Source organism: Mesorhizobium sp. XAP4 (assembly GCF_029269325.1).
Lineage (GTDB): Bacteria > Pseudomonadota > Alphaproteobacteria > Rhizobiales > Rhizobiaceae > Mesorhizobium > Mesorhizobium ciceri.
In genome coordinates, this window is sequence record NZ_JARIXW010000002.1 from 560,141 (window position 1) to 584,348 (window position 24,208).

Below are 24,208 nucleotides of genomic sequence, written 5' to 3' on the forward strand. Positions count from 1 at the left end.
AAAAGGTTTCACGACGACAGCCGATATCAATGCGCAGTGCCGTAGCCGGCTCCAAAAACCTTTTCGCCGCCGATCCAGACGCCCTTCGGGTCGAGATCGTCCGACAGCGCGACAATATCCGCAGCCGTGCCGTTGGCGAATCGGCCAAGCCGGTGCGACTGGCCGATTGCTTGCGCCGGATAGAGCGAAGCCATGCGCAAGGCCTCGGAAAGCTCGACCCCGATGACGCGGTGGGTGAAACGAATGGCCGAGATCATGTCGAGATCGGCGCCCGCCAGCGTTCCGTCGCCGAGCCGCAGGCTGCCATGCCTGCGATAGATGGTACGGCCGTTGAGCGTGAACGACGTCATGTCGGTGCCGATTGTCGCCATGGCGTCGGTGACCAGAACGATCCTGGCCGGCCCCTGCTTGGCGCGCAGTGCGATCTTGATGGTGGCCGGATCGACATGGATGCCGTCGGCGATGAGACCGGCCGACAAGGTGCCGATGTCGATGGCGGCGCCAGCCAGGCCAGGCTCGCGATTGCCGATCTGGCTCATCGCATTGAACAGGTGGGTAACCATCGAGGCGCCCGCCGCGGCAAAGGCGCTGGCGGTGGCGTAGCCGGTGTCGGAATGGCCAAGGCTGACGATGACGCCGGCCTTAGTCAGCGCCGCGACGCGAGCCGGCTCGACGGATTCGGGCGCGATGGTGGTCAGCAGCACCGGCAGCTTTTGCCGAGCCGCGATCAGCATCGCCTGGTCGGCATCCGTCATCGGCCGGATCAGCGCCGGATCATGCGCGCCCTTGCGGGCGACCGACAAATGCGGGCCTTCGAGATGCAGCCCGAGAAACCCAGGCACCTTCTGGCGCGCCGCCGCCTCGCCGGCGGCGACAGCGGCGGCCGTGATTGCAGGCGTGTCGGTGATCAGCGTCGGCAGCAGCGCCGTCGTGCCGAAGGGCGCGTGCGCGCGGCAGATGGTCTCGATGGAAGCGACATCGGGATGGTCGTTGAGCATGACGCCGCCGCCGCCATTGACCTGCAGGTCCACGAAACCCGGCACCAGCAGGCCGTCACCGGCGTCGACGAGGGCGATGTCCGAGGGGACGGCGCCCGTGGGCAAAATGGCCTCGACGAGACCGTCGCGCACGACCAGCGCGTGGCCTTCATGCCAATCGTCGCCGTCGAAAATCCGGGCGCCAGTCAGGGCAAAGCGATTGCTCATACGGTCTCCGTCACCTTGCGAAGATTGCGCGGCGTGTCCGGGTCGAGACCGCGATGGCGGGCAAACGCCTCGACGAACATGTAGAAGGAGACGATCAGCGTCAGCGGATCGGTCAGTGGATGGCCTGTGGCGACATGCGGCAGGCGCACGGCGCGTTGGGCAAGTGCCGAGGTGACGAACACCGGCGCGCCCTTGGCCGCCAGGCTGTCGGCGGCCTCGGCAATCGACGGTTCGGACGCGTCGCGCGCGGCCAGCGCCAGCACCGGAAAATCGGGGCCGACCAGCGCCAGCGGGCCGTGCATGACCTCGGCGGCGCTGTAGGCTTCCGCATGCATGCCGCAGGTCTCCTTGAATTTCAGCGCAGCCTCATTGGCCATCGCCGCCGACGGTCCGCGGCCGAGGATGAACAACGACTTCTGCTTCTCGATCGTCTCAGAGAGCACGCTCATCCAGTCGCAGGCGATCGCCTTGCCGAAATGCTCCGGCAGGCGGGCAAGCGCCGCCAGCAGCGCATCGTCGCCGGTGGCATGCGCCATCAGAGCGAGGCCGGCGACGGCCGAATTGATGAAGGTCTTGGTGGCCGCGACGCTGCGCTCGGGGCCGGCCAGGATGTCGATCGCATAGTCCGAGGCACGCGCCAGCGGCGAATCGGCGGTGTTGGTGATGGCGACGGTCAGCGCGCCTCCCGCCCGCGCGGTTTCGGCCATGGCGACGATGTCGGGGCTCTTGCCCGATTGCGAGATCGCCAGGCAGGCCGAGCCGGCGAGCCTGAGCTTGCGGCCATAGATCGAGGCGATCGACGGCCCGACCGATGCGACGGCCAGGCCCGCGGTCAGCTCGACGGCGTATTTCATGAAGGTGGCGGCATGGTCGGACGAGCCGCGCGCCACGGTGACGACGAACTGCGGGTCGCGTTCCCGGATGCCGCGCCCGGCTTCGGTCAGCACGGCGCCGGAGCCGTCGAGCAGGCGGGCGACGGCCTGCGGGACCTCCTCGATCTCGCGCCGCATATGGGTCATCTCTGTCGACATGGTCGGCTCTGTCGTGCTCATGGTCGGCCCTCTTCGCTCGGCCCTGTCAGCCGCAGTTCGGCGACGAAATCATAGGCGTCGCCCCGGTAGATAGAGCGGGTGAATTCGATCACCTTGCCGCTCGCCAGATAGGAAATACGTTCGATGTGCAGGCCGGCAATGCCTGGCGGCACCTCGAGCAGGCGCGCGTCGCTGTCGCCGAGATTGGCGGCGGAAATGCGCTGCACCGCCCGCACCGGCCGATTGCCGGTCAATTCCAGCGCGGCATAGAGCGAGGAGCCTATGTCGGCCGGGTCGGGCAACACGCTGGCCGACAGCGAGGCCCGCTCGATCGCCAGCGGCGTGTCGTTGGCAATGCGCAGGCGCGCCACGCGCGCCACCAGTTCGTTCGACGACAGGCCGAGCACCATCATTTCGTCGGGCGAAGGTGCGTAAAGGCCGCGGTCGAGCCATGCCGAACGCACCACCATGCCGCGCCGCGCCATGTCCTCGGTAAACGAGGTCAGCCGCGACAGCGACTGTTCGACACGCTCCATGCGCGGCGCCACGAAGGTGCCGGAGCCGTGGCGCTGCACCAGGATGCCGCCCTTGACCAGGTCCTGCACCGCCTTGCGCACGGTGACCCGCGAAATATCGGCCTTGGTGGCGATGTCGCGCTCGGAGGGCAGCGCGTCGCCCGGCCCGATCAGGCCGCGATTGACCGCGTCCTCGATGCTCTTGCGCAACTGCAGATAAAGCGGCGCGCCGCTTTGCGCCTGATGTTTCAGCGTGGCGAAGATCTGGTCGGCGGCCTCGCTCATCGAGTTGCCTCCGCGTGTCCGGCAAGGAGGCGAACCGCCATCTGCACCGCGCCGCCCAGCGCGTCGTCGAGCGGCGGCTTCAGCAGCGCCCGGTAGCGGGCAGACAGGCGCGGCGCGTAGAGCGGCGCCAGCCCGCCCAGGAGGCACAGCGGCGCGTCGTCGGCGAGATCGAGCGCGCCGAGCGAGGCTTCGACATCGGCAACTACCTTGTCGAGGATCCAGTTGGCGACGCTGTCGCCCTTCTCGGCGTGTTCGAACACCTTGGGTGCGAAGCCGCCGAAATCGCCGGGCTTGGCATTGGTGGTGAATTCGACGACATCCTCCGGGTTGTTGCGGAAGACGGCCAGCATGCTCTGCGTCAGCGGCGAGCCCGCGCGGACGCCGTCATAGGCAAGCAGTGTCTGTTCGAGCAGGTCGCGGCCGATACGGGCGCCGCTGCCCTGGTCGCCAACCTGGAAGCCCCAGCCGCCGATGGCGCGCGATTTGCCTTGTCTGCGCGCCATATAGGCGGTGCCGGTGCCGAGGATCGCCATGGCGCCGTCACCGGCGCCGACAGCGCCTTCCAGCGCGATTTCGGCGTCGGTCTCGACTTGGCTGATGCTGAATGGCAGGATCGCCTCGAGCTGCTGCCGGTAGGTGCCGACATTGGCGCCGGCAAGGCCGAGAATTGCGGGCGTTCGCGGGATCAGTTCCGGATCCTGCCCGGCGACGAGGAACGCCTGCCTGGCGGCCTCGACGATGTTCGAGCGAGCGCCGGTCAGGTCGGTGCGGATGTTGGCGGCGCCGCTTTTGGCGCGGCCGATCACCGTGCCGTCCGCCGTTGCCAGGGCGGCCCTGCAGCTGGTGCCGCCGCCATCGATTCCGAGCACGAAATTCACGTTGATTTCTCCTCCGGGCGGATAATACCAATAAAATACCAATAGCCAAGGGTTAATTTCCGTTTCAAAAAGTTTAAGCCGTATTTTATTGAAAAATCTGCGTATTTCGGCCGCTCAGCGATTTCCAGCCCGCGAATTCGTTAATGCGTGTGGACAAGTGGTATTTTTTTGGTATTGTTCTGGTATTGGAGGAACCGGGATGGCCGAAACGCGCACCGAAGCGCTTCACAAAAATGCCGAGGGGCTGGATATCCAGCCTCCGGACGCCATCCTTTCCTATTTGGCCGATGCGCAGATCGAAGCCGCCAAGGTGGTGCGCCATGCCATTCCATCCATCGCCAGGGCCGCCGAGATCATCGCCGGCAGGCTGAAGGGCGGCGGCAAGCTTGCCTACGCCGCGGCCGGCAGCTCAGGCCTGATGGCACTGGCCGATGCGCTGGAGCTGCCGGGCACCTTCGGCATTCACCGCGACCGCATCGCCATCCTCATCGCCGGCGGCGACGACGCTTTCCGCACGCTGGCCGGCGGGCCGGAAGACGATACCGAGGAAGCCGCGGCAGCGGTCGCCGAGGCCAGCCTCGGCAAGGGCGACTGCCTGATCGCCATTTCCGCCAGCGGCACGACGCCCTATGCCGTGCGGGCCATCGAGGAGGCTGCCCGCCGCGGCGCTGCCACCATCGGCATCGCCAACAACAGGGACTCTGCGCTGCTGCGCCAGGCACAAGCCGCCATCCTGCTCGAAACGCCGCCGGAACTGATCGCCGGCTCCACGCGCATGGGCGCCGGCACTGCCCAGAAGATCGCGCTCAACATGCTGTCGACGCTGACCGCCATCCATCTCGGCCATGTGCATGACGGCTACATGGTCAATCTCATGGCCGACAACATCAAGCTGCGCGACCGCGCGGCGCGCATCGTCGCCGCCGTCAGCGGCCGCGGCACGGACGAAGCGGCCCGCCTGCTCGAAAAGAGCGGCGGCGCGGTCAAGACCGCCATTCTGCTCGCCGCCGGCGCCGACAGCACTGACGCGGCGCAGAAGATACTGGAAGAGGCCGGCCAGAAGTTGCGGCCGGCCCTTTCCGCTATAGAGGGGAGCAAGGGCTCAAAAGCCTCTGTTCTCATCAAAACCGAACCTGAAAAAGGTCAACAGGGAGACTGAGCATGACAACGAAACTACTGACGGCACTGCTTTTGGGCACCAGCATTCTCGGCTCGGCCGGGTTGGCTCACGCCGACGACGTAACGCTCAACATCGAAAGCTGGCGCGGCGACGACCTTGCCATCTGGAAGGACAAGCTGATCCCGGCTTTCGAAGCCAAGAACCCGGGCATCAAGGTCGTGTTCGCACCGTCGGCTCCGACCGAATATGACGCCGCGCTCGGCGCCAAGCTCGCCGCCGGCTCGGCGGGCGACCTGATCACCTGCCGCCCGTTCGACAAGTCGCTTGAGCTGTTCAAGAAGGGCAACCTTGCCGATCTCTCGGCGCTGCCCGGCATGGAGAACTTTTCGCCGGTGGCCAAGTCCGCCTGGCAGACCGACGACGGCAAGGCGAGCTTCTGCGTGCCGATGGCTTCGGTCATCCACGGCTTCATCTACAACAAGGACGCCTTTGACAAGCTCGGCATCAAGGTGCCGGAGACCCGCGACGAGTTCTTCGCCGCGCTCGACAAGATCAAGGCCGACGGCACCTACATCCCGATGGCGATGGGCACCAAGGATCTCTGGGAAGCCGCGACCATGGGCTACCAGAACATCGGCCCCAACTACTGGAAGGGCGAAGATGGCCGCGCAGCACTGATCAAGGGCGATCAGAAGCTGACCGACAAGGACTGGGTCGCGCCGTATGAGGAACTGGCCAAGTGGAAGCCTTATCTCGGCGATGGCTTCGAGGCGCAGACCTATCCGGACAGCCAGAACCTGTTTACGCTCGGCCGCGCCGCCATCTACCCGGCCGGCTCGTGGGAGATCGGCCTGTTCAACACCCAGGCGCAGTTCAAGATGGGCGCCTTCCCGCCGCCGGTCGAGAAGGCCGGTGACACCTGCTACATCTCCGACCATACCGATATCGGCATGGGCCTGAATGCGGCTTCGAAGAACGCCGATGCGGCCAAGACCTTCCTGTCCTGGGTCGCCTCGCCGGATTTCGCCACCATCTACGCCAACGCACTGCCGGGCTTCTTCAGCCTGAACTCCTCGCCGGTGAAGATGGAAGACCCGCTGGCGCAGGAATTCGTCTCCTGGCGCGGCAAGTGCAAGTCGACGATCCGCTCGACCTACCAGATCCTGTCGCGCGGCACGCCGAACCTCGAGAACGAGACCTGGGTTGAATCGGCCAACGTCATCAACGGCACCGATACGCCGGAAGCGGCGGCCAAGAAGCTGCAGACCGGCCTCGACAGCTGGTACCATCCGGCCAAGTAAGAGCTCAGGTAATGGAACCGGCCGGCGCACGCCTGGCCGGTTCCGGACTACCTCATTCAAAGTGCGCCTATTCAGATTGCGATTGTCGGCACCGCCTCCCGGCCTTACCCTCTCTTCGGGGAAGGCTAGCTGATCAGTCGCAGGCCTTTGTTCCTGCCGCATCGGCAGGAATGGTCGGGCCGTGCATCGAGGCATCATCTAGATCGATACCCTTTGGAACCGAGAGACGGCGGGGACCGAACTCATGGCCGCAGATATCAGACCGAAAAGACCTTTCCGCTGGCATATAGGCGTCTTCCTGGCGCCGGCGGTGCTCGTCTACACGGCAATCATGATCCTGCCGCTCGCCGGCACGCTGCAGCTCTCGCTGTTCCGCAACATCGAGCAGCACCAGGTCTTCGTCGGGCTGGAAAACTTCCGCATGCTGTTCGGCGATCCCAACTGGTCGGTGGGTTTCTGGAACGCGCTGAGGAACAACACCTGGTTCTTTATCATCCACATGCTGGTGCAGAACCCGATCGGCGTTATGCTGGCCGCGCTTCTGTCCAGCCCGAGACTGAGGTTCGCGGCCTTCTACCGCACGGCGATCTTCGTGCCGACCATCCTGTCCTTCGTCATCGTCGGTTTCGCCTGGAAGCTGATCCTGTCCCCGTTGTGGGGCGTAGCGCCGCATCTGATGGATCTCGTCGGCCTGAAAAGCCTGTTCACGCCATGGCTCGGCAAGGAACAATATGCGCTCACCGCACTCAGCCTGATTTCGGTGTGGCAGTTCGTCGGCATCCCGATGATGCTGATTTACGCCGCCCTGCTGTCGATCCCCGAAGAGGTGATCGAGGCCGCCGAATGCGATGGCATCACCGGCCTGGCGCAGTTCTGGAAGATCAAGCTGCCGCTGATCCTGCCGTCGATCGGCATCATCTCGATCCTCACCTTCGTCGGCAATTTCAACGCCTTCGACCTGATCTACACCGCGCAAGGCGCGCTCGCCGGGCCGAACTATTCGACCGATATTCTCGGCACTTTCCTCTACCGCGCCTTCTTCGGCTTCCAGCTGCAGGTCGGCGACCCCAATATGGGCGCGGCGATCGCCACGATGATGTTCCTGATCATCCTCGGCGGCGTCTGCGTCTACCTCTTCCTCGTCCAGACGCGCCTGCGTCGCTACCAGTTCTGAGGGGCCGAGAGATGAGCACCGCCACCCGTTCCGTGCCCCGCACCATCGGCGCCCATGCGATTCTGTTGACCTACACGGTGATCGCGCTGTTTCCGGTGATCCTGGTGATCATGAACTCGTTCAAATCCCGCGCCGGCATCTTCGGCGCGCCGCTGACGCCGCCGACGCCAAAGACCTTCGACCTGATCGGCTACACCACCGTCATCGGCCAGGGCGACTTCTTCCACTATTTCCAGAACAGCCTCGTCGTCACTGTCGCCTCGCTGTTCTTCGTGCTCCTGTTCGGCGCCATGGCAGCGTTTGCGCTGTCGGAATACCGCTTCCGCGGCAATTCGCTGATGGGGCTCTATCTGGCGCTCGGCATCATGATCCCGATCCGGCTGGGCACCGTCGCCATCCTGCAATTGATGGTGGCGAGCGGGCTGGTCAACACGCTGACGGCGCTGATCCTGGTCTACACCGCGCAAGGCCTGCCGCTTGCCGTGTTCATCCTGTCGGAGTTCATGAAGCAGGTGTCCGACGATCTGAAGAATGCCGGCCGCATCGACGGCCTGTCCGAATACACCATCTTCTTCCGCCTGGTGCTGCCGCTGGTCAGGCCGTCGATGGCAACCGTCGCCGTCTTCACCATGATCCCGATCTGGAACGATCTGTGGTTCCCGCTGATCCTGGCGCCGTCGGAGGACACCAAGACCGTGACGCTCGGCGCGCAGCTCTTCCTCGGCCAGTTCGTCACCAACTGGAACGCCATCCTGGCGGCGCTGTCGCTGGCGATCATGCCGGTGCTTATCCTCTACGTCATCTTCTCGCGGCAGTTGATCCGCGGCATTACTTCCGGAGCGGTGAAGTGAGCGGCGGGGAAGAAGCTATCGTACAGGCCCTCGTCGAGACAGCGAGCCACTATGGATTCCGGGGCGTTCGCGCCAAAAATTTCTACCGAGAGTGGCCGGAGACGATCTGTGTGCTGAACCTTCAGAAGTCTTCCTGGGGTCCGCAATTCTATATCAACGCTGCTGTCTGGTTTGCACGGCTTGGGCCGGAGCGCCGGCCGAAGGAATACAATTGTCACATTCGTTGGCGCGTCAATTCCCAGATGGAAGACGAGCAGTCGAAAGCGTTCGAGCAGGCGCTCAACCTTGAGCATCCCTTGCCTGATGATCAGAGGCTTTCACTGATCAAGGACGGAGTTGATGCCTATGGCTTTCGACTTTTGTCCCGGTGTGACAGCGAAGAAGCAGCCCTGCGGGTCGCAGATGAATGTGAGCCACAGGTGATGGTGGCTCTCGCAGCCCGCAGTCAAGAAAAGGCGAATTGAAATGGCCCAACCCCTGCGTGTCGTCGTCGCCGGCCTCGGCAATATGGGCCGCAGCCATGCGCTGGCCTACCATACCAATCCAGGTTTCCAGATCGCGGCGCTGATCAATCGCTCCGACGTGCCGCTGCCGGACGGGCTGTCGGGTTACGGCATCAGGCGCTCCTTCGACGAGGCATTGCGTGACGAAAAGCCCGATGTCGCCTGCATCGCCACCTATTCCGACAGCCATGCCGACTATGCGGTGAAGGCGTTCGAGGCCGGTTGCCACGTCTTCGTCGAAAAGCCGCTGGCAACGACGGTGGCCGATGCCAGGCGCGTCGTCGCGGCGGCCAAGGCCAACGGCAGGAAGCTGGTGATCGGCTACATCCTGCGCCATCACCCGTCCTGGATCAGGCTCATCGCCGAAGCGCGCAAGCTCGGCGGCCCCTACGTCTTCCGCATGAACCTCAACCAGCAATCCTCGGGCCATACCTGGGAGACGCACAAGCAGTTGATGCAGACGACCTCGCCGATCGTCGATTGCGGCGTGCACTATCTCGACGTCATGCTGCAGATCACCGATGCGAAGCCCGTGGAAGTGCGCGGCATGGGCGTGCGGCTGACCGACGAGGTCGCGCCCTCGATGTACAATTACGGCCACTTGCAGGTGCTGTTCGATGACGGTTCGGTCGGCTGGTATGAGGCCGGCTGGGGGCCGATGATTTCGGAAACCGCCTTCTTCGTGAAGGACGTCATCTCGCCCAATGGCTGCGTGTCGATCGTCATGAAGGAAGGTGTGAAGTCCGATGACATCGACACCCACACCAAGACCTCGACCATCCGCCTGCACAATGCGGCGACCGACGCGGACGGCAAGTTTCTCAAGGCCGACGAAATGCTGTCGATGGCAGGCGAACCCGGCCATCAGGACCTCTGCGACCTCGAACAGGCCTTCGTGCTGAAGGCGATCCGCGAGGATCTGGATCTCACCAAACATATGGACGACGCGGTCAAATCGCTCGCCGTCTGCCTTGCAGCCGACGAGAGCGTGCGCAGTGGCGCCGCCGTCAAACTCTAGAACAGGGACGAAGCCGTGGGCTCGCTGAACATCGAGAACGTGAAGAAGGCCTTTGGGCCGGTCGAGGTGCTGAAGGGCATCAACCTCGAAGTGAACGACGGCGAGTTCGTTGTCTTCGTCGGCCCCTCCGGTTGCGGCAAGTCGACCCTGCTCAGGGTCATCGCCGGACTGGAGGATTCGACCTCGGGCCGCGTCGTCATCGACGGCGCGGACGTCTCGGCCACGCCGCCGGCCAAGCGCGGCATCGCCATGGTGTTCCAGACGTATGCGCTCTATCCGCATCTGACGGTGAAGAACAATATGGGCCTTGGCCTCAAGCAGGCCGGCACGCCGGCGGCCGAGATCGAGCGCCGCATCGGCATCGCCTCGTCGATGCTGTCGCTGGAGCCCTATCTCGAAAGGCGGCCGGCCGAACTCTCCGGCGGCCAGCGTCAGCGCGTCGCCATCGGCCGCGCCGTGGTGCGCGAACCCAAGCTTTTTCTCTTCGATGAGCCATTGTCCAACCTCGATGCGGCACTGCGCGTCAACACAAGGCTGGAGATCGCGCAGCTGCATCGCCGGCTGAAGGCAACGATGATCTACGTCACCCACGACCAGGTCGAGGCGATGACCCTGGCCGACAAGATCGTGGTGCTGAACGCAGGGAAAATCGAGCAGATCGGTGGCCCGATGGAGCTCTACAATTCGCCGGCAAATGAATTTGTCGCCGGCTTCATCGGCTCGCCGAAGATGAATTTCGTCGACGGCGCCCGTCTCGGCGAAACCGCCAGGACAATCGGCGTGCGGCCGGAACATCTGACCGTCGATCCGAAATCCGGCTCCTGGAAGGGAACGGTGGTGCACGCCGAGCATCTCGGCGCCGACACCAACCTCTATCTCGACTGCGAGAAGGCCGGGCTGATCACCGTGCGGATTTTTGGTGTTTACGATGCCGAGCCGGGTGCCACGCTGTATGCGACGCCGGATCCGGCGAAGACGTATCGGTTTGGTGCGGATGGGAAGGTGCTGAAGTAGATACGCCGGCGCAGCCCCCTCACCCAGCCTCCGCTTCGCTCGGCTGACCTCTCCCCGAGGGGAGAGGAGATTGTCAGCGCCGACGCCAGTCTCTTCTCCCCAGCGGGGAGAAGGTGGCCGCGAAGCGGCCGGATGAGGGGGCAGCGCTGACCCCGAAATGTACTGCCTAAACGTCCGCCTTGAACGTCTGCTTCTGCTGCCCCAGGCCTTCAATGCCCAGCTCCACCACATCGCCGGCCTTCAAGAACACCGGCGGCTTCATGCCCAGCCCGACGCCGGGCGGCGTGCCGGTGGAGATGATGTCGCCGGGGTGCAGCGACATGAACTGGCTGAGATAGGACACCAGATACTTGACGCCATAGACCATGGTCTTGGTCGAGCCGTTCTGCATCGTCTTGCCGTTGACGGTCAGCCACATTTTGAGGTTCTGCGGATCGGCCACCTCGTCCTTGGTCACCAGCCATGGGCCGGTCGGGCCGAAGGTGTCGCAGCTCTTGCCCTTGGTCCACTGGCCCTGGCGCTCGGCCTGGAAGGCGCGCTCTGAGACGTCGTGGGCGACGCTATAGCCGGCGACATAGTCGAGCGCGTCGGCTTCGCTGACATATTTGGCGGTTTTGCCGATGACCACGGCCAGCTCGACTTCCCAGTCGGTCTTCTCCGAGCCGCGCGGGATCAGCACGTCGTCGTCCGGCCCGACAATGGCCGAGCTTGCCTTCATGAAAATGATCGGCTCCGGCGGCACGGTGGCGCCGGTCTCGGCGGCGTGGTCGGAATAGTTCAGGCCGATACAGATGAACTTGCCCGTGCCGGCAACGCAGGCGCCGAGGCGCGGGCTGCCGGAAACCGCCGGCACCGACTTCGGATCTAGCCTGGCGAGTGCTGCCAACGATGCCGGATCGAGTGCCTTGCCGCCGATATCGGTGACGTGAGCGGAGAGATCACGGATCGTTCCATCCGCATCGAGCAGGCCGGGACGTTCGCTTCCCACCTCGCCATAGCGCAGCAGTTTCATCTAAATCCTTCTCCTGATTGCGGCCTCGTGGCCTTTTGCAAACTTTCCGCCAAGGCGATTGCTCCTTCAAGGAACCGGCGGACCGTACCCATCGACCTGACTACGGACAAGCGCGATCGCCATACAAGATAGCCGGCGCGCGGGATTTTCAGACTGTTCGATCCCCTGTTGAACGCCGGCAACGGGCCAGATCGTCCGGCCCACGCAAGATTTCCGCAGTCAGATCGACCAGCCGCCGTCGATATTGTAGGCCTGCCCGGACGTGTACGTGGCGCCGGCCAGGTAGACGGCCAGATCGGCGATTTCCTCCGGCGTGCCGAGCCGGCCCATCGGCTGGCGGGCGATGAAGGCGGCGCGGGCGGCATCATAGTCGCCTTGCGCGTGCATGCGGTCCTGCAGCGACGGGCTCTCGACCGTGCCGGGGCAGATGGCGTTGCAGCGTATGCCCTTGCCGACATAGTCGGCGGCTATCGCCTTGGTCAGGCCGATGACCGCGGCCTTGGTCAGGCCATAGACGAAGCGGTTGGGCACGCCCTTGGTGGAACTGGCCAGCGAGGCCATGTTGATGATCGATCCGTCGCCACGTTCCAGCATGCCGGGCAGCACGGCCCGGCTGGTGCGGATCATGGCGCGCACATTGAGGTTCAGCGCGAAATCGAGGTCGCCGTCCTTCATCTCCAGGATCGAGCCCGAATGGACGAAACCGGCGCAATTGAACAGCACGTCGACGACACCGATCTCGGCAAAGGCGGCGTTGACGGCTTCGTCGTTGAGCACGTCCAGCTTGCGGGTCTTGATCCCTGGCGTCTTGGCGAGTTCCGCCAGCAGCGTCTCGTTGATGTCGGTGGCGTAGACGATGGCGCCGGCTTTTGCGAAGGCCAGTGCGCTCGCCTTGCCGATCCCTTGCGCCGCTGCCGTGACGACAACGACCTTGCCTGCCAGATCCGCCATGCTGTTCTCCTCGTCCGCTGGGATAGTCCGGGTCTACCTGCGGCTGGCCAAGGCGTCATGTGCCAGTCACGCGTGATCGTGCAGCCTGCGCCGTTGACCGTTCACTGATAAAGATGTTTTTTCTCGTTAAAGAACATCTGTCCGGGCGTCAAGCCCGAACACGATCTGAACAGTACCGGCAGGCCATCAATCGCCGTAAGGCACCCAGACATTCTTGACCTCGACGGCGCGGCGCAGGAAGGCGTCGCCGGCGGCTTGGTCGGATGCCCAGTCGATGCCGCGGCCATTGCCGCTCCAGACGCGCTTGAGGTTGCCGATGGACGCGGCCTCCGCCTTGGCGCAGGTCTCGGCATCGGCGAATACCCAAAGCCCGTCGACATCGTCATGCTTGGCCAGCACGCCGGCGAGTTCGGCGCTGCGACCGGTGACGATGTTGATGGCGCCTGAGGGAATGTCGGAATATTCGATGACCTGGTAGAGATCGGTCGCCAGCAGCGGGTAGCGCTCCGACGGCACTGCGACCACGGTGTTGCCCATCGCGAGTGCGGGTGCAATCAGCGAGATCAGGCCGAGCAGCGGCGAGGCATCCGGCGCGACGATGCCGACGACGCCGACCGGCTCGTGCAGCGCCAATGTCACGGCACGCGCGGGCGGTTGGTGCACGCGGCCCTCGAATTTGTCAGCCAGACCGGCATAGAGGAACAGCCGCTCGATGGATTGTTCTACCTCTTCCCGCGCGGCCTTGGGCGTAGCGCCGGTCAATTCGGTGAGACGGGCGGCGAACTCGCCGGCGCGGCCGGAAAGATTCTCGGCCAGATAATAGAGCACCTGGGACCTGTTATAGGCGGTCGCCTCCGGCCAGGCCTTGGCACCGCGGGCGGCGGAGACGGCATCGCGGATATCCTTGCGGCTACCAAGCCCAACTTCGCCGGCAAGCTTGCCCTTGGCGGTGGCGACAGCCAGCGAATAATTGCCGTCCGGCCGTACCTGCTTGCCGCCGATGAACAGCTTTGCCGTACGGTCGATTGCCGCGCCGTCGGCCTGCTCGACCGGTTGCGCCGACATCGTCGCCGGCTTGATGACCGGGCCGAGCGGCAATTTTGCCGTGAGATATTCGAACATACCCTCGCGCCCGCCCTCACGACCGAAACCACTCTCGCGGTAGCCGCCGAAGCCACACGCGGCGTCGAACATGTTGGTGCCGTTGACCCAGACCACGCCGGCCTTCAATTGCGGCGCGACGTGCAGGGCAAGGTTGACATTCTCGCTCCACACCGAGGCGGCGAGGCCATAGCGCGTGTTGTTGGCGAGCTCGATCGCTTCCTCGGTGTTGCGGAAGGTCATGGTCGCCAGAACAGGGCCGAACACCTCTTCTTGCGCCAATATGTTAGCCGGCGAAACACCTGTGGCGAGCGTCGGCAGATGGTAGTAGCCGGAGGACGGCAGCCCGGCATCCGGCTGCCAGCAAACAGCGCCCTGTCTGGCGCCTTCGGCAACCAGGCCCTTGACGCGCTCGAGCTGGGTCAGATCGACCAGCGGGCCGATATCGGTGTTCTTGTCGAGCGGGCTGCCGACGCGCAGCCGGCTCATCCGCGTCTTGACCTTGGCGATCAGGGCGTCGGCTATGCCTTCCTGCACCAGGAGTCGCGAACCGGCGCAGCAGACCTGGCCCTGGTTGAACCAGATGCCGTCGACCAGGCCTTCGACGGCGCTGTCGAGATCGGCATCCTCGAAGACGATGAAAGCCGATTTGCCGCCGAGCTCCAGCGACAGTTTCTTGCCCGAGCCGGCGGTGGCCTTGCGGATGATCTTGCCGACCTCGGAAGAGCCGGTAAAGGCGATCTTCTGGACGCCGGGATGGTTGACGATGGCGACGCCGGCCTCAGGGCCGCCCTGGACGATGTTGACGACGCCCTTCGGCACGCCGGCACGCTCGCAAATCTCGGCGAATAGGATAGCGGTCAGCGGCGTGAACTCGGCCGGCTTCAGCACCACGGTGCAGCCGGCGGCGAGCGCCGGCGCGATCTTCCAGGCCAGCATCAGCAGCGGAAAGTTCCACGGGATGATCTGGCCGACGACGCCGACACCCCTATGGCCGGGGAAATCCCTGTCCAGCGCCTGCGCCCAGCCGGCATGGTGGATGAAATGGCGGATCGCCAGCGGCACGTCGATATCGCGGCTTTCGCGGATCGGCTTGCCGTTGTCGATGGTCTCAAGCACCGCGAACAGGCGCTGATGCCGCTGCATGGCGCGGCCGATGGCATAGAGTACTTTGGCACGCTGATAGCCTGAGGCTGCCGACCACTTCGGCAGCGCCTTGGCGGCGGCCGCAACCGCCGCGTCGATATCGGCGGCATTGGCGTCCGAGACCTCGGCCAGCAGCTTGCCGGAAGACGGCTCGCTGGTCTCGAAGGTCTTGCCGCCGGCAGCGGCTTTCCAGTCGCCGCCGATGAACAGCGCCTTGCCGAAATCGCGCGCGGCAAGCCAGGCGTCGGCCTCGTTGCGGGCCTCCGGTGCCGGGCCGTACTCCATGGCGTGGTAGCGGTCGAGAATGTTCATCAGGTGCCTCCTTCACCCTCCCGCCTGGGAGGGTCGATCGGCAAAAGCCGATCGGGGTGGGGGTAAAGGCTCACGCCATCGCGTGGCGATGATTGGCCGAATAATGTCCGGTCAGATGGTGCTCGAGCTGGCGCTCGATGTCGGTCAAGAGGCTCGACGCGCCGAAGCGGAACAGGTCCGGCTCCAGCCATGGCCGGCCGAGCTCTTCCTTCATCAGCACCAGCCAGTCGAGCGAGGCCTTGGCCGTGGAAATGCCGCCGGCCGGCTTGAAGCCGATGAGATAGCCGGTTTCCTCGAAATAGGCCCTGATGGCACGCACCATGGCGAGGCCGACGGGCAGCGTCGCGTTGACGCTTTCCTTGCCGGTCGAGGTCTTGATGAAATCGGCGCCCGCCATCATCGCCACCATCGAGGCCAGCATGACATTGCGCAGCGTGGCGAGGTCGCCGGTGCCGAGGATGACCTTCAGATGCGCATCACCGCAGGCGGCGCGCATCGAGACGATCTCATTGTAAAGCTCCCGCCACTTGGCGCCGAACACCAGGCCGCGCGGGATGACGACGTCGATCTCGTCGGCGCCGTCACGGACCGAGGCCTCGATCTCCTGCAAACGGGTCGACAGCGGCGCCAGGCCATGCGGAAAGGCGGTGGAGACGGCGGCGACATGGATGCCAGTGCCGCGCACCGCATCGACGGCGGTGGCAACGAAGGGGTGGTAGACGCAGACGGCGGCCGGGCGGATGGTTTCACCTGATATGCCGAGGCCCTCGACAATGTCGCGGCGGAACGGATTGATCGCCTTGGCGCAAAGCCGGCGCACGCGCTCCTCGGTGTCGTTGGAATTCAGCGTCGTCAAATCCATGCAGGCGACGGCGCGCAGCAGCCAGGCGGCCTGATTGTCGGCCTTGATAGAGCGCCGCTTGGTCAGGCTGGCGACGCGCCGTTCCAGCGCCGAGCGATTGACGCTGCGCACCGATTCCATGAAGCCAAGGTCGAGCTTCATGCCGGGGTTGCGCGCAACGCGATGGTCCGGTGGGACGGCTGTATTGGCGGCGGCACGCGCCGGCAGCGGCGTCACCTTGGACGAGCCGACATCGGCTTCGCGGATTGTGCTGCTCATCTCCTGCCCTTTCATTCAGCGACGTGTGCCGAAGATAGCCCGTGAAGCCGTACTTCACGAGTCCTGCGGGCGGTCATAACCGAAAAAGGCGGCGAAAGCAGCAATTTTTGACCGTGCGGTCAAAAGCGTAGACTCGAGATGTTGGTGCGGCTCAGCCGACGAAGGCGCGCTCGACGACAAAAGTCGCCGGATGGCTCAGCGAGCCTTCCTCGAAGCCGAGGCTTTCGGCCAGTTCCTTGACGTCCTTCAGCATATGCATCGAGCCGCAGATCATGATCCGGTCGGTTTCCGGGTTGAGCTTGTCGATGCCGAGATCGCTGTAGAACTTGCCGGAGCCGATCAGCGCGGTGATGCGGCCCATGCGTGCCGATTCCTCGCGGGTCGTCGAATTGTAGAGCGTGACGCGCCCAGTGGTCAGTTCACCGATCAGCGGGTCGCTTTCAAGTGCTGCGACCAGCTCCTGGCCGTAGGTGAGTTCCGCATTGTCGCGGCAGGTATGGGTCAGGATCAGCTGATCGAATTTTTCGTAGGTGTCGGGGTCGCGCAGCAGGCTGGCGAAGGGCGCGATGCCGGTGCCGGTCGAGATCATGAACAGCCGCTTGGCCGGCGTCAATGCGTCGACCACCAGCGTGCCCGTCGACTTCTGGCGCATGATGACGGTGTCGCCGACCTGGATCTTCTGCAGCTCCGAAGTCAGCGGGCCGTCCGGCACCTTGATCGAGAAGAATTCCAGCTCTTCGTCCCAGGCCGGGCTCGCCACCGAATAGGCGCGGTACACCGGCTTCTCTGCATTGGGCAGGCCGATCATGACGAACTCGCCGGAGCGGAAGCGCAGCGACTGCGGACGGGTGATGCGGAACGAGAACAGCCGGTCGGTGTAGTGCTTCACCGAGACCACGGTTTCGGCATAGACATTGGCCGGAATCGGGAACTGCAGCGGTCGGGCGCCGACGGTGTTGAGAGCGGATGTGGTGTTCATCAAATCCAACCTTCTGGCCCAGCTCACGGACGCGGGCGCCAAACCTTCACCTGCGCGCCCGGACCATTCAGGTCCCGGCGTGCTGTTCGCACACTTCAAAGCGGCAAGCTCTTGTGTCCGGAATTTATTAGTATACAAACGATATTTGCGTCAAGATGCTCCCTTAAAACAGCTTTCCAAACTGACGCATATCCGTAGTCCGCGCATTTCGGGTTTCGACGATGGAAGAGAATATTTCGGCGCAAGCGCGCGAGTCCCGGGGAAATGTCGTTGCCGGTATCGATGTCGGCGGCACCTTCACCGACCTGCTCCTGATCGACGGAAGCGATGGCGGCAGGGTGTATCTGGCCAAGACGCCGACCACGGTCGAGAACCAGGCCTTCGGTGTCGTTTCGGCGCTCGGCGCCACCGGATTTCCGATCGACGGCATCGACCTCATCGTGCATGGCACGACCACCACCACCAATGCGGTGCTCGAACGCCGGCTGGCGAAAACCGGCATGATCACCACGCGCGGTTTTCGCGACGTGATCGAGCTTGGCCGGCGCACGCGGCCGCAGGCCTATGGCATGACCGGCAGCTTCGTGCCGATCATCCCGCGCAATCTCAGGCTCGAAGTGTCGGAGCGCGTCGAGGCGTCGGGTGCGATACGCACACCGCTCGACGAGGCCGAAATGCGCGAGGCGGTGCAGACGCTGATCGCGGCCGGTTGCGAATCCCTCGTCATCCATTTCCTGCATTCCTACGCCAATCCGGCGCACGAGCGGCGCGCCACCGAAATTGCCGCCGAGCTCTGGCCGAACGGCTACATCACGGCAGGCCATGCGCTGCTGTCGGAGGCGCGCGAGTTCGAGCGCGGCGTCACCGCTTCGGTCAACGCCTCGGTGCAGCCGATCCTCGAGCGTTATGTCGAGCGGCTGCGCAAGGAACTGGCTGCAAAAGGCTATGCCCGCGACTTCCTGATCATGAACGGCAATGGCGGCATGATCTCGGCCCGCTTCGTCACACGTGAATCGGCCAAGACTGTCATGTCCGGTCCGGCCTCGGGCGTCATCGCCGCCGCCTACACCGGAAAACGTGCCGGCTTCGAAAACCTCGTCACCTACGACATGGGCGGCACCTCGACCGACGTGGCGCTGATCCGCAATGCCGAGCCGGCTGTCTCGAACGAGATCGAGATCGAATATGCCATGCCGATCCATGTGCCGATGGTGGCGGTGCACACGGTCGGCGCCGGCGGCGGCTCGATCGCCCGCGTCGACGCGGCCGGCCTGATCCAGATCGGCCCGGAAAGTGCGGGCGCCAATCCCGGCCCGATCTGCTACGGGCGCGGCGGCCTCGAGCCGACCATCACCGACGCCAATCTGGTGCTCGGCCGGCTGGCGCCGAAGAAGCTGCTGGCGGTCGAAAACCCGGTCACATCAGAGCGCGTCACCGGCATCTTCGAGGAGAAAATCGGCAAGCCGACCGGCCTGTCCGGCGTCGAGGCGGCGGGCGCGGTGCTGCGGCTCGGTAACATGAAGATGGCCGGCGCCATCCGCATGGTCTCGGTGTCACGCGGTCATGACCCCCGCGATTTCGCGCTGTTCGCCTTTGGCGGCGCCGGGCCGCTGCATGCGACTGCCCTGGCGCGCGAACTCGGCCTGCCCAAGGTGCTGGTGCCGGCGCGTCCAGGCATCACCAACGCGCTCGGCTGCGTCGTTGCCGACCTGCGCCACGACTTCGTCAACACCATCAACCAGCCGGTGTCGGTGCTCGACGAAACGCGCCTTCATGGGGTATTGGAACGGCACCGAAACGAAGGCGAGGAGCTGATCGGCAAGGAAGCGGTAAAGCCGGAGACGATCCGCGTCACCCACTCCGCCGACATGCAGTTCGTCGGCCAGACCCACATCATCAACGTGGCGCTGCCGTCCTCCTCGGTGACCCGGGCAACGCTGCAGCAGCTTTTCGAAAAGGCCTATTTCGCCCGATTCAAGGTCGAGCTGCCGGAAATCCGAGCCAATCTCGTCAATCTCAATACATCGGTCACCGGCGTGCGTCTGGCGATCGATCTGTCGCGCCTGATCGATCCGGCGGGGCGCGCAGCAACGCTGGACGAGGCGCGGCGCGAAATCCGGCCGGTCTGGTATGCCGGCCGTTGGCACGACACGCCCGTATATGCGCGTGAAAAGCTGCCGCTCGATGCTATCATCGAAGGCCCGGCGATCCTCGAACAGATGGATGCCACCACCGTGCTCGAACCCGGCGACCGCGCACGCAGCGACGCTGACGGCAACATCATCATCGACATTGGTGAGGCCTGATATGGCAAAGCTCGACGCCATCACCCTTTCGGTCCTCCAGGCGGCCCTGCAGCAGGTCTGCGACGAGATGGACCTGACCTTCTCACGCGCCGCCTTCTCGCCTGTCATCGCCGAGGCCAATGACCGCTCCGACGGCATCTATTCGGCTGTCGACGGTTCGCTGATCGCGCAAGGCAGCCAGGGCCTGCCGGTGTTCGTCGGTGTCATGCAGTATTCGACCAGGACGGTGATCGAGATGATCGCCGACGGCCGTTGCCAGCCGCCGGAACCAGGCGACATCTACGTCGTCAACGACCCCTATCTCGGCGGCACCCATCTGATGGATGTGCGCTTCGCCATGCCGGTCTACCGGGACGGCAAGATTTTCTGCTGGCTATCCAACACCGGCCATTGGCCCGACATTGGCGGCTCGGTGCCGGGCGGATTTTCAGCCTCGGCGACTGCCGTGGAGCAGGAAGGCCTGCGACTGCCGCCCGTAAAACTGTTCAAGAAGGGCGTGCTCGATCCGGAAATCTACGCCATCATTTGCTCCAACATCCGTGTCGCCGACCAGCGCATCGGCGACATCCGCGCCCAAGCTGCCGCACTGCTGATCGGTCGGGACAGGCTCAATGGAATCCTGGATCGTTACGGGGATGAAACGGTTGTAGAGGCGATCGCCGAACTGCGCCGCCGCGCGGCCGAGCAGATGCGCGCCAACATCTCAGCCATTCCCGACGGCACCTACCATTCGAAGGCCTTTGTCGATTCCGATGGGGTGGTCAACGAGCCGCTGATCATCGCGCTCGCCGTCGAAAAACAGGGCGACACGCTGACCTTCGATTTCACCGGTTCGTCAAAGCCCTGCGCCGGGCCGATGAACAGCGTGCTGGCGACGACCCTATCCTCGGTCTATCTCGCCATGCGCCACATTTTCCCGGATGTACCGATCAGCGCCGGCGCGTTTGAACCCCTGATCGTCAAACGGCCGGAAGGCACGTTCCTCGACGCCAAATATCCGCGGCCCGTCTCGGGCTGCGCCGCCGAGGTGTCGCAGCGCATCGCCGAGGCGGTGTTCGCGGCGATGGTGCAGGCATTGCCGGACAAGGTGACGGCCGCCCCCGCCGGTTCCAGCGGCAATTTCGCACTCGGCGGCAACGACCCGGCACGCGGCCGCGACTACGTCATGTATCAGATCTCCGGCGGCGGTTATGGCGGCAATTCAGGCCATGACGGCCTGACCAATGGCTGCTCGACCATCGGCATCTCCAAGTCGCCGCCGGTCGAGATCATGGAACAGGCATTCCCGGTGCTCTACCGCCACTACGCCTTGCGTGAAGGCTCCGGCGGCGCCGGCAAGCATCGCGGCGGTTTCGGCCTCGCCTATGAGGTGGAAATCCTGCGCGGCGACGCCCGCGCTTCCTTCGTCATGGACCATGGCCGGTTCGGCCCGCAGGGCGCGCTTGGCGGCAAGGACGGCGCCGTCAACACGGTGACCGTCTTCCGCAACGGCGAGGAACACGTGCCGCCGCATTTGTCCAAGGAACAGGACATTGCGCTCAAGGCCGGCGACCGCGTGCGCGTCGGCACGCCGGGCGGCGGCGGCTATGGTGATCCGCGTGAGCGGGATCCGGATCTGGTGGCACGAGACGTGGCACTGGGGTACTACACGGCTGAAGAAGCCAGTGAAAAATTCGGCGTTGTCCTGTCGGCAGCGGAGTTAGCCGTCGACCGAATGGCGACAGACAAGCAGCGCGCGGGCTGAAGGACCGTCGGCTCTGCCATGGCGCGGATCGCTCGCCGCGCACGTCGTTTCCGTCTCCGCCGCACGAAGCCGTGGGCTTCCGCAGTCAACGGAGATCTGGAACATGCGGCCTTTCGGTCGTTTCGTGCTTGCCGCTTCCGTCGCTCTAACCCTTGCCGCCGGTGCCGCGTCCGCCCAGGACAAGAAACTCAGGATCGGCACCGAGGGCGCCTATCCGCGCTTCAACTACGCCAGTGCCGACGGCACGGAAGGCTGACATTCATCCATCGGGTATGCCGACAGCAAGCAAGTCTCTCCGAAGATCCTTCAGGATTTTCGGGTTGCGATATGGATCGATCAAGATGGTGCTTACGGTCGCACCTTGCCTTGCCGCCAGACATTCTCTGGCTGCGTGAGCGGCGAGTTGCTCGTCACCCATTCTCCAATGACAGACCGCTAGAAACGCGTGTGCCCAAAATGCATAGGAATTGAGATTCCGGTAGGAGGCTATCGCCTCGGGATACCGTCCGAGAACCAGGAGAACCTGCCCGCGCAGATCCCACAACCAATCGTAATTTAGGGGGTCGCGGGCGATACAGACGTCCAGATCGGCCAAAGCTTCCTCATGCCGACCGAGATAGTTGCGGCACAAAGCCCGGATCGCTCTCGCTCGGCTTTCGTTCGGATTGAGGTTCACAGCCTGTTCGAGATGGAGCAGCGCCTCCTCCAACTCACCCGTGAAGATGAGCGCGTGACCCATCGCCATATGGCTCCATACTTGTTTCGGTCCGAGTTTTAGAGCGCGACGACTGTGGGCAAGAGCGGTCTTGAGCGTGTCTCCGTCCCCCTCAAGCAGCCATTTGACTGTGAGCATGATCGCCATCATTGCATGGGTCGTGGCGACGTTCGGGTCGAGTTCAATCGCTCTGACAAGATAGGGCTCTGCTTCCAGCACCGTGTCGTAGCGAACCATGCGGACACGAGCCTGGAGATACAGATCGTAGGCATCGAGCTGGGAGATGGGAAGCCGCCGGATTTTCTCAACGGCCGAAGTTCGGATCGTGCCGACAACGGTAATGGCGACACTTCTGGCGATCTCGTCCTGGAGTTCAAAAATATCCGTTAGCTCGCGATCAAATCGATCAGCCCAGATTTGATTGCCGGATCTGGCTTCCACGAGTTGCGACGAGATCCTGACTCTGTCTCCCGCACGGCGGGTGCTGCCCTGAAGGCGGTAATCGACGGACAACTGCTTCGCGATGGTGGCAGCGTCAGCAAGCCCGTCCTTGAAAACAAAGGAGGAATTGCGGGCTATGAGATGAAGTTCTCCAAATCGGCCCAGTTCGGTGATGATGTCCTCGGTGATCCCGTCACTGAAATACGCCTGGCTGGGGTCGCCGCTCATATTCTCGAACGGAAGAACCGCAATGACCGGCCTGTGGCTTGATGCGTCGCCGGTTTGCGGCTTGGACAGCTCGTCGATGGTCTGCTTCAATAGCTGAAGCTCATCACCGGGCTTCAGGTTCAGCTCGCGCTTCAGCAACAGCTTGCACGCCTCATACTGCTTGATGGCGAGAGCGGTCTGACCCAGGGCGATATGTGCCTGAATCAGTGCGACATGCGATGGCTCTCGCAGCGGATCGAGAGCAACCAGCCGTTCGGCAGTGGCAACGCGCTCGGTGCCGCTCACCGATTCAGCCAGGCGTTCAAACAGATCGATCGCACGCAAGGACAGGTCGGCACGGACTTCACGCAGCCAATCCTCGAAAGCGTTGTCGGACGTGCCCAGACCATCAAGGAAGGGTCCGGTATAGAGGGTGGCGGCCTGTCGAAGCTCGACCGCGTCGCGGCTCCCGCATACAGCCACGAATTCCACCACGTCGATGGTGACGAATTTCGGATTGAGCGCGACACGATCTCCGACCAGGGCCAAGGCATCCGCTCCCAGCTCGGCGAAGTCCTTACGGATAGTGGCCAGGGCCTGCCGCAGACTGTCCCTTGCCTGCTCCTCACCTCGATCGCTCCATAGAAGAGCAGCCAGCTTATGACGCGTCGCCTCCTGGTTCGGCGCTACGGCGAGAATGCCCAGAAGTGCCCTGTTCTTCTTGGCAGGCACTTCCAAGGTTTCCCCCTCGCGGGACGTCAGGCGAAAACCACCCAGGAGATCGAGCCTCGCCAAGCTCATCGCGATTTGCCCGGAATTTCTGCTTTTTCCGCGATTTTCACGAGGCTTTTCACAGCCGTCTCACGCCCCGAATTCGATGGTGCCTCTCGCAACTAAACAACATCTGAGAGGAAACACCAATGTCGGTCGTTGCAGAGGTTCCGGGAAAGGCAGGTGAGACCCTCAAAAAGAAACCGTTGAAGTGGCCGAAGTTTCGTCTGGGCCGGTTCCTGTGCGGCATAACAGAGGCATACGCCTCCGCCACCTGGAAGGCCTACGGCGCGGCCACCGGCCTCGGGGAGAATAACCCCGAGCATCGCCCCGACAACGACGTCGGCAATTACTGAACTCTCTCGCCCAACGCCGTGACGCGGGCGTCACAGCGCGAACCGCATTAGTTGGTGATTGGCGGAAACCCCCTGTGCCTCGTCATCCTCGGGTCTGCGCCGCGTCGCTTCGCGGCTGCTCCGCCCGTGGATGACAAAGTCGGGGAGGCCTC

Annotated in this window: 20 protein-coding genes and 1 pseudogene; 11 read left to right on the forward strand and 10 right to left on the reverse strand. The window is 63.9% G+C overall.

The window, feature by feature from the left end; translation table 11 throughout:
- Positions 1-26: 26 nt before the first annotated feature.
- Genes nagA through P3C39_RS11645 form a run of 4 tightly spaced genes read right to left on the reverse strand, consistent with a single transcriptional unit; the run spans position 27 to position 3,914 of the window.
- Positions 27-1,205 (reverse strand): N-acetylglucosamine-6-phosphate deacetylase, encoded by a 1,179-nt coding sequence (nagA, locus tag P3C39_RS11630; protein WP_013528579.1) that lies wholly within the window; start codon positions 1,203-1,205, stop codon positions 27-29.
- Complete coding sequence (locus tag P3C39_RS11635) at positions 1,202-2,236, reverse strand: SIS domain-containing protein (protein ID WP_024502148.1); 1,035 nt, start codon at positions 2,234-2,236, stop codon at positions 1,202-1,204. Before P3C39_RS11635 ends, nagA begins: the two co-directional genes overlap by 4 nt.
- Positions 2,237-2,253: 17 nt before the next feature.
- On the reverse strand, positions 2,254-3,036 hold the full coding sequence (locus P3C39_RS11640) for a GntR family transcriptional regulator (RefSeq protein ID WP_063169682.1): 783 nt from the start codon (positions 3,034-3,036) through the stop codon (positions 2,254-2,256).
- Positions 3,033-3,914, reverse strand: a complete 882-nt coding sequence (locus P3C39_RS11645; protein ID WP_127369172.1) for an N-acetylglucosamine kinase — start codon at positions 3,912-3,914, stop codon at positions 3,033-3,035. The genes P3C39_RS11640 and P3C39_RS11645 overlap by 4 nt, the downstream gene beginning before the upstream one ends.
- A gap of 199 nt (positions 3,915-4,113) precedes the next feature.
- On the opposite strand from P3C39_RS11645, the gene P3C39_RS11650 reads away from it, so the two are divergent.
- From P3C39_RS11650 to P3C39_RS11680, 7 genes are all read left to right on the forward strand, one after another.
- Positions 4,114-5,073, forward strand: a complete 960-nt coding sequence (locus P3C39_RS11650) for an N-acetylmuramic acid 6-phosphate etherase (RefSeq protein ID WP_275953320.1) — start codon at positions 4,114-4,116, stop codon at positions 5,071-5,073.
- Between the two features lie 2 nt (positions 5,074-5,075).
- Positions 5,076-6,335 carry an ABC transporter substrate-binding protein gene (locus P3C39_RS11655; protein ID WP_013528574.1) on the forward strand — a complete coding sequence of 420 codons (1,260 nt, stop codon included), beginning with the start codon at positions 5,076-5,078 and terminating at the stop codon, positions 6,333-6,335.
- Between the two features lie 244 nt (positions 6,336-6,579).
- Positions 6,580-7,509 (forward strand): sugar ABC transporter permease, encoded by a 930-nt coding sequence (locus tag P3C39_RS11660; protein WP_013528573.1) that lies wholly within the window; start codon positions 6,580-6,582, stop codon positions 7,507-7,509.
- A gap of 11 nt (positions 7,510-7,520) precedes the next feature.
- The gene (locus P3C39_RS11665; RefSeq protein WP_064992751.1) at positions 7,521-8,360 is read left to right on the forward strand and encodes a carbohydrate ABC transporter permease; all 840 of its coding nucleotides are present in this window, start codon (positions 7,521-7,523) and stop codon (positions 8,358-8,360) included.
- Complete coding sequence (locus P3C39_RS11670; RefSeq protein WP_013528571.1) at positions 8,357-8,824, forward strand: DUF4304 domain-containing protein; 468 nt, start codon at positions 8,357-8,359, stop codon at positions 8,822-8,824. Before P3C39_RS11665 ends, P3C39_RS11670 begins: the two co-directional genes overlap by 4 nt.
- Before the next feature lies 1 nt (position 8,825).
- Positions 8,826-9,881 carry a Gfo/Idh/MocA family oxidoreductase gene (locus P3C39_RS11675; protein ID WP_275953319.1) on the forward strand — a complete coding sequence of 352 codons (1,056 nt, stop codon included), beginning with the start codon at positions 8,826-8,828 and terminating at the stop codon, positions 9,879-9,881.
- Positions 9,882-9,896: 15 nt separating this feature from the next.
- Complete coding sequence (locus P3C39_RS11680) at positions 9,897-10,895, forward strand: ABC transporter ATP-binding protein (protein WP_275953318.1); 999 nt, start codon at positions 9,897-9,899, stop codon at positions 10,893-10,895.
- A 166-nt stretch (positions 10,896-11,061) separates the two neighbouring features.
- Here P3C39_RS11680 and P3C39_RS11685 read toward each other — a convergent pair whose 3' ends face one another.
- The 5 genes from P3C39_RS11685 to P3C39_RS11705 all read right to left on the reverse strand — a co-directional run bounded on the left by P3C39_RS11685 (position 11,062) and on the right by P3C39_RS11705 (position 17,516).
- Positions 11,062-11,907, reverse strand: coding sequence for a fumarylacetoacetate hydrolase family protein (locus tag P3C39_RS11685; protein ID WP_275953317.1), 846 nt, complete (start codon positions 11,905-11,907; stop codon positions 11,062-11,064).
- Between the two features lie 219 nt (positions 11,908-12,126).
- Complete coding sequence (locus P3C39_RS11690; protein ID WP_013528567.1) at positions 12,127-12,858, reverse strand: SDR family oxidoreductase; 732 nt, start codon at positions 12,856-12,858, stop codon at positions 12,127-12,129.
- A gap of 186 nt (positions 12,859-13,044) precedes the next feature.
- Positions 13,045-15,417, reverse strand: a complete 2,373-nt coding sequence (locus tag P3C39_RS11695) for an aldehyde dehydrogenase family protein (protein ID WP_275953316.1) — start codon at positions 15,415-15,417, stop codon at positions 13,045-13,047.
- Positions 15,418-15,487: 70 nt separating this feature from the next.
- The gene (deoC, locus tag P3C39_RS11700; RefSeq protein ID WP_024502140.1) at positions 15,488-16,537 is read right to left on the reverse strand and encodes a deoxyribose-phosphate aldolase; all 1,050 of its coding nucleotides are present in this window, start codon (positions 16,535-16,537) and stop codon (positions 15,488-15,490) included.
- A 151-nt stretch (positions 16,538-16,688) separates the two neighbouring features.
- Positions 16,689-17,516 (reverse strand): ferredoxin--NADP reductase, encoded by an 828-nt coding sequence (locus P3C39_RS11705; RefSeq protein WP_027040179.1) that lies wholly within the window; start codon positions 17,514-17,516, stop codon positions 16,689-16,691.
- Between the two features lie 221 nt (positions 17,517-17,737).
- On the opposite strand from P3C39_RS11705, the gene P3C39_RS11710 reads away from it, so the two are divergent.
- The 3 genes and pseudogenes from P3C39_RS11710 to P3C39_RS11720 all read left to right on the forward strand — a co-directional run.
- Entirely contained in the window at positions 17,738-19,822 is a 2,085-nt protein-coding gene (locus tag P3C39_RS11710) for a hydantoinase/oxoprolinase family protein (RefSeq protein ID WP_275953315.1), read from the forward strand.
- A 1-nt stretch (position 19,823) separates the two neighbouring features.
- Positions 19,824-21,566: a hydantoinase B/oxoprolinase family protein gene (locus P3C39_RS11715; RefSeq protein ID WP_275953314.1), complete on the forward strand. Its 1,743-nt coding sequence runs from the start codon at positions 19,824-19,826 to the stop codon at positions 21,564-21,566.
- 103 nt (positions 21,567-21,669) lie between these two features.
- Positions 21,670-21,819 (forward strand): annotated as a pseudogene (locus tag P3C39_RS11720) (amino acid ABC transporter); the annotation flags it as partial.
- Positions 21,820-21,825: 6 nt separating this feature from the next.
- On the opposite strand, the gene P3C39_RS11725 reads toward P3C39_RS11720, so the two are convergent.
- A complete protein-coding gene (locus P3C39_RS11725) occupies positions 21,826-23,730 on the reverse strand; it encodes a BTAD domain-containing putative transcriptional regulator (protein ID WP_275953313.1) in 1,905 nt (634 codons plus the stop codon).
- A 119-nt stretch (positions 23,731-23,849) separates the two neighbouring features.
- On the opposite strand from P3C39_RS11725, the gene P3C39_RS11730 reads away from it, so the two are divergent.
- A complete protein-coding gene (locus tag P3C39_RS11730) occupies positions 23,850-24,056 on the forward strand; it encodes a hypothetical protein (protein ID WP_275953312.1) in 207 nt (68 codons plus the stop codon).
- The last annotated feature ends 152 nt before the right edge of the window (positions 24,057-24,208 follow it).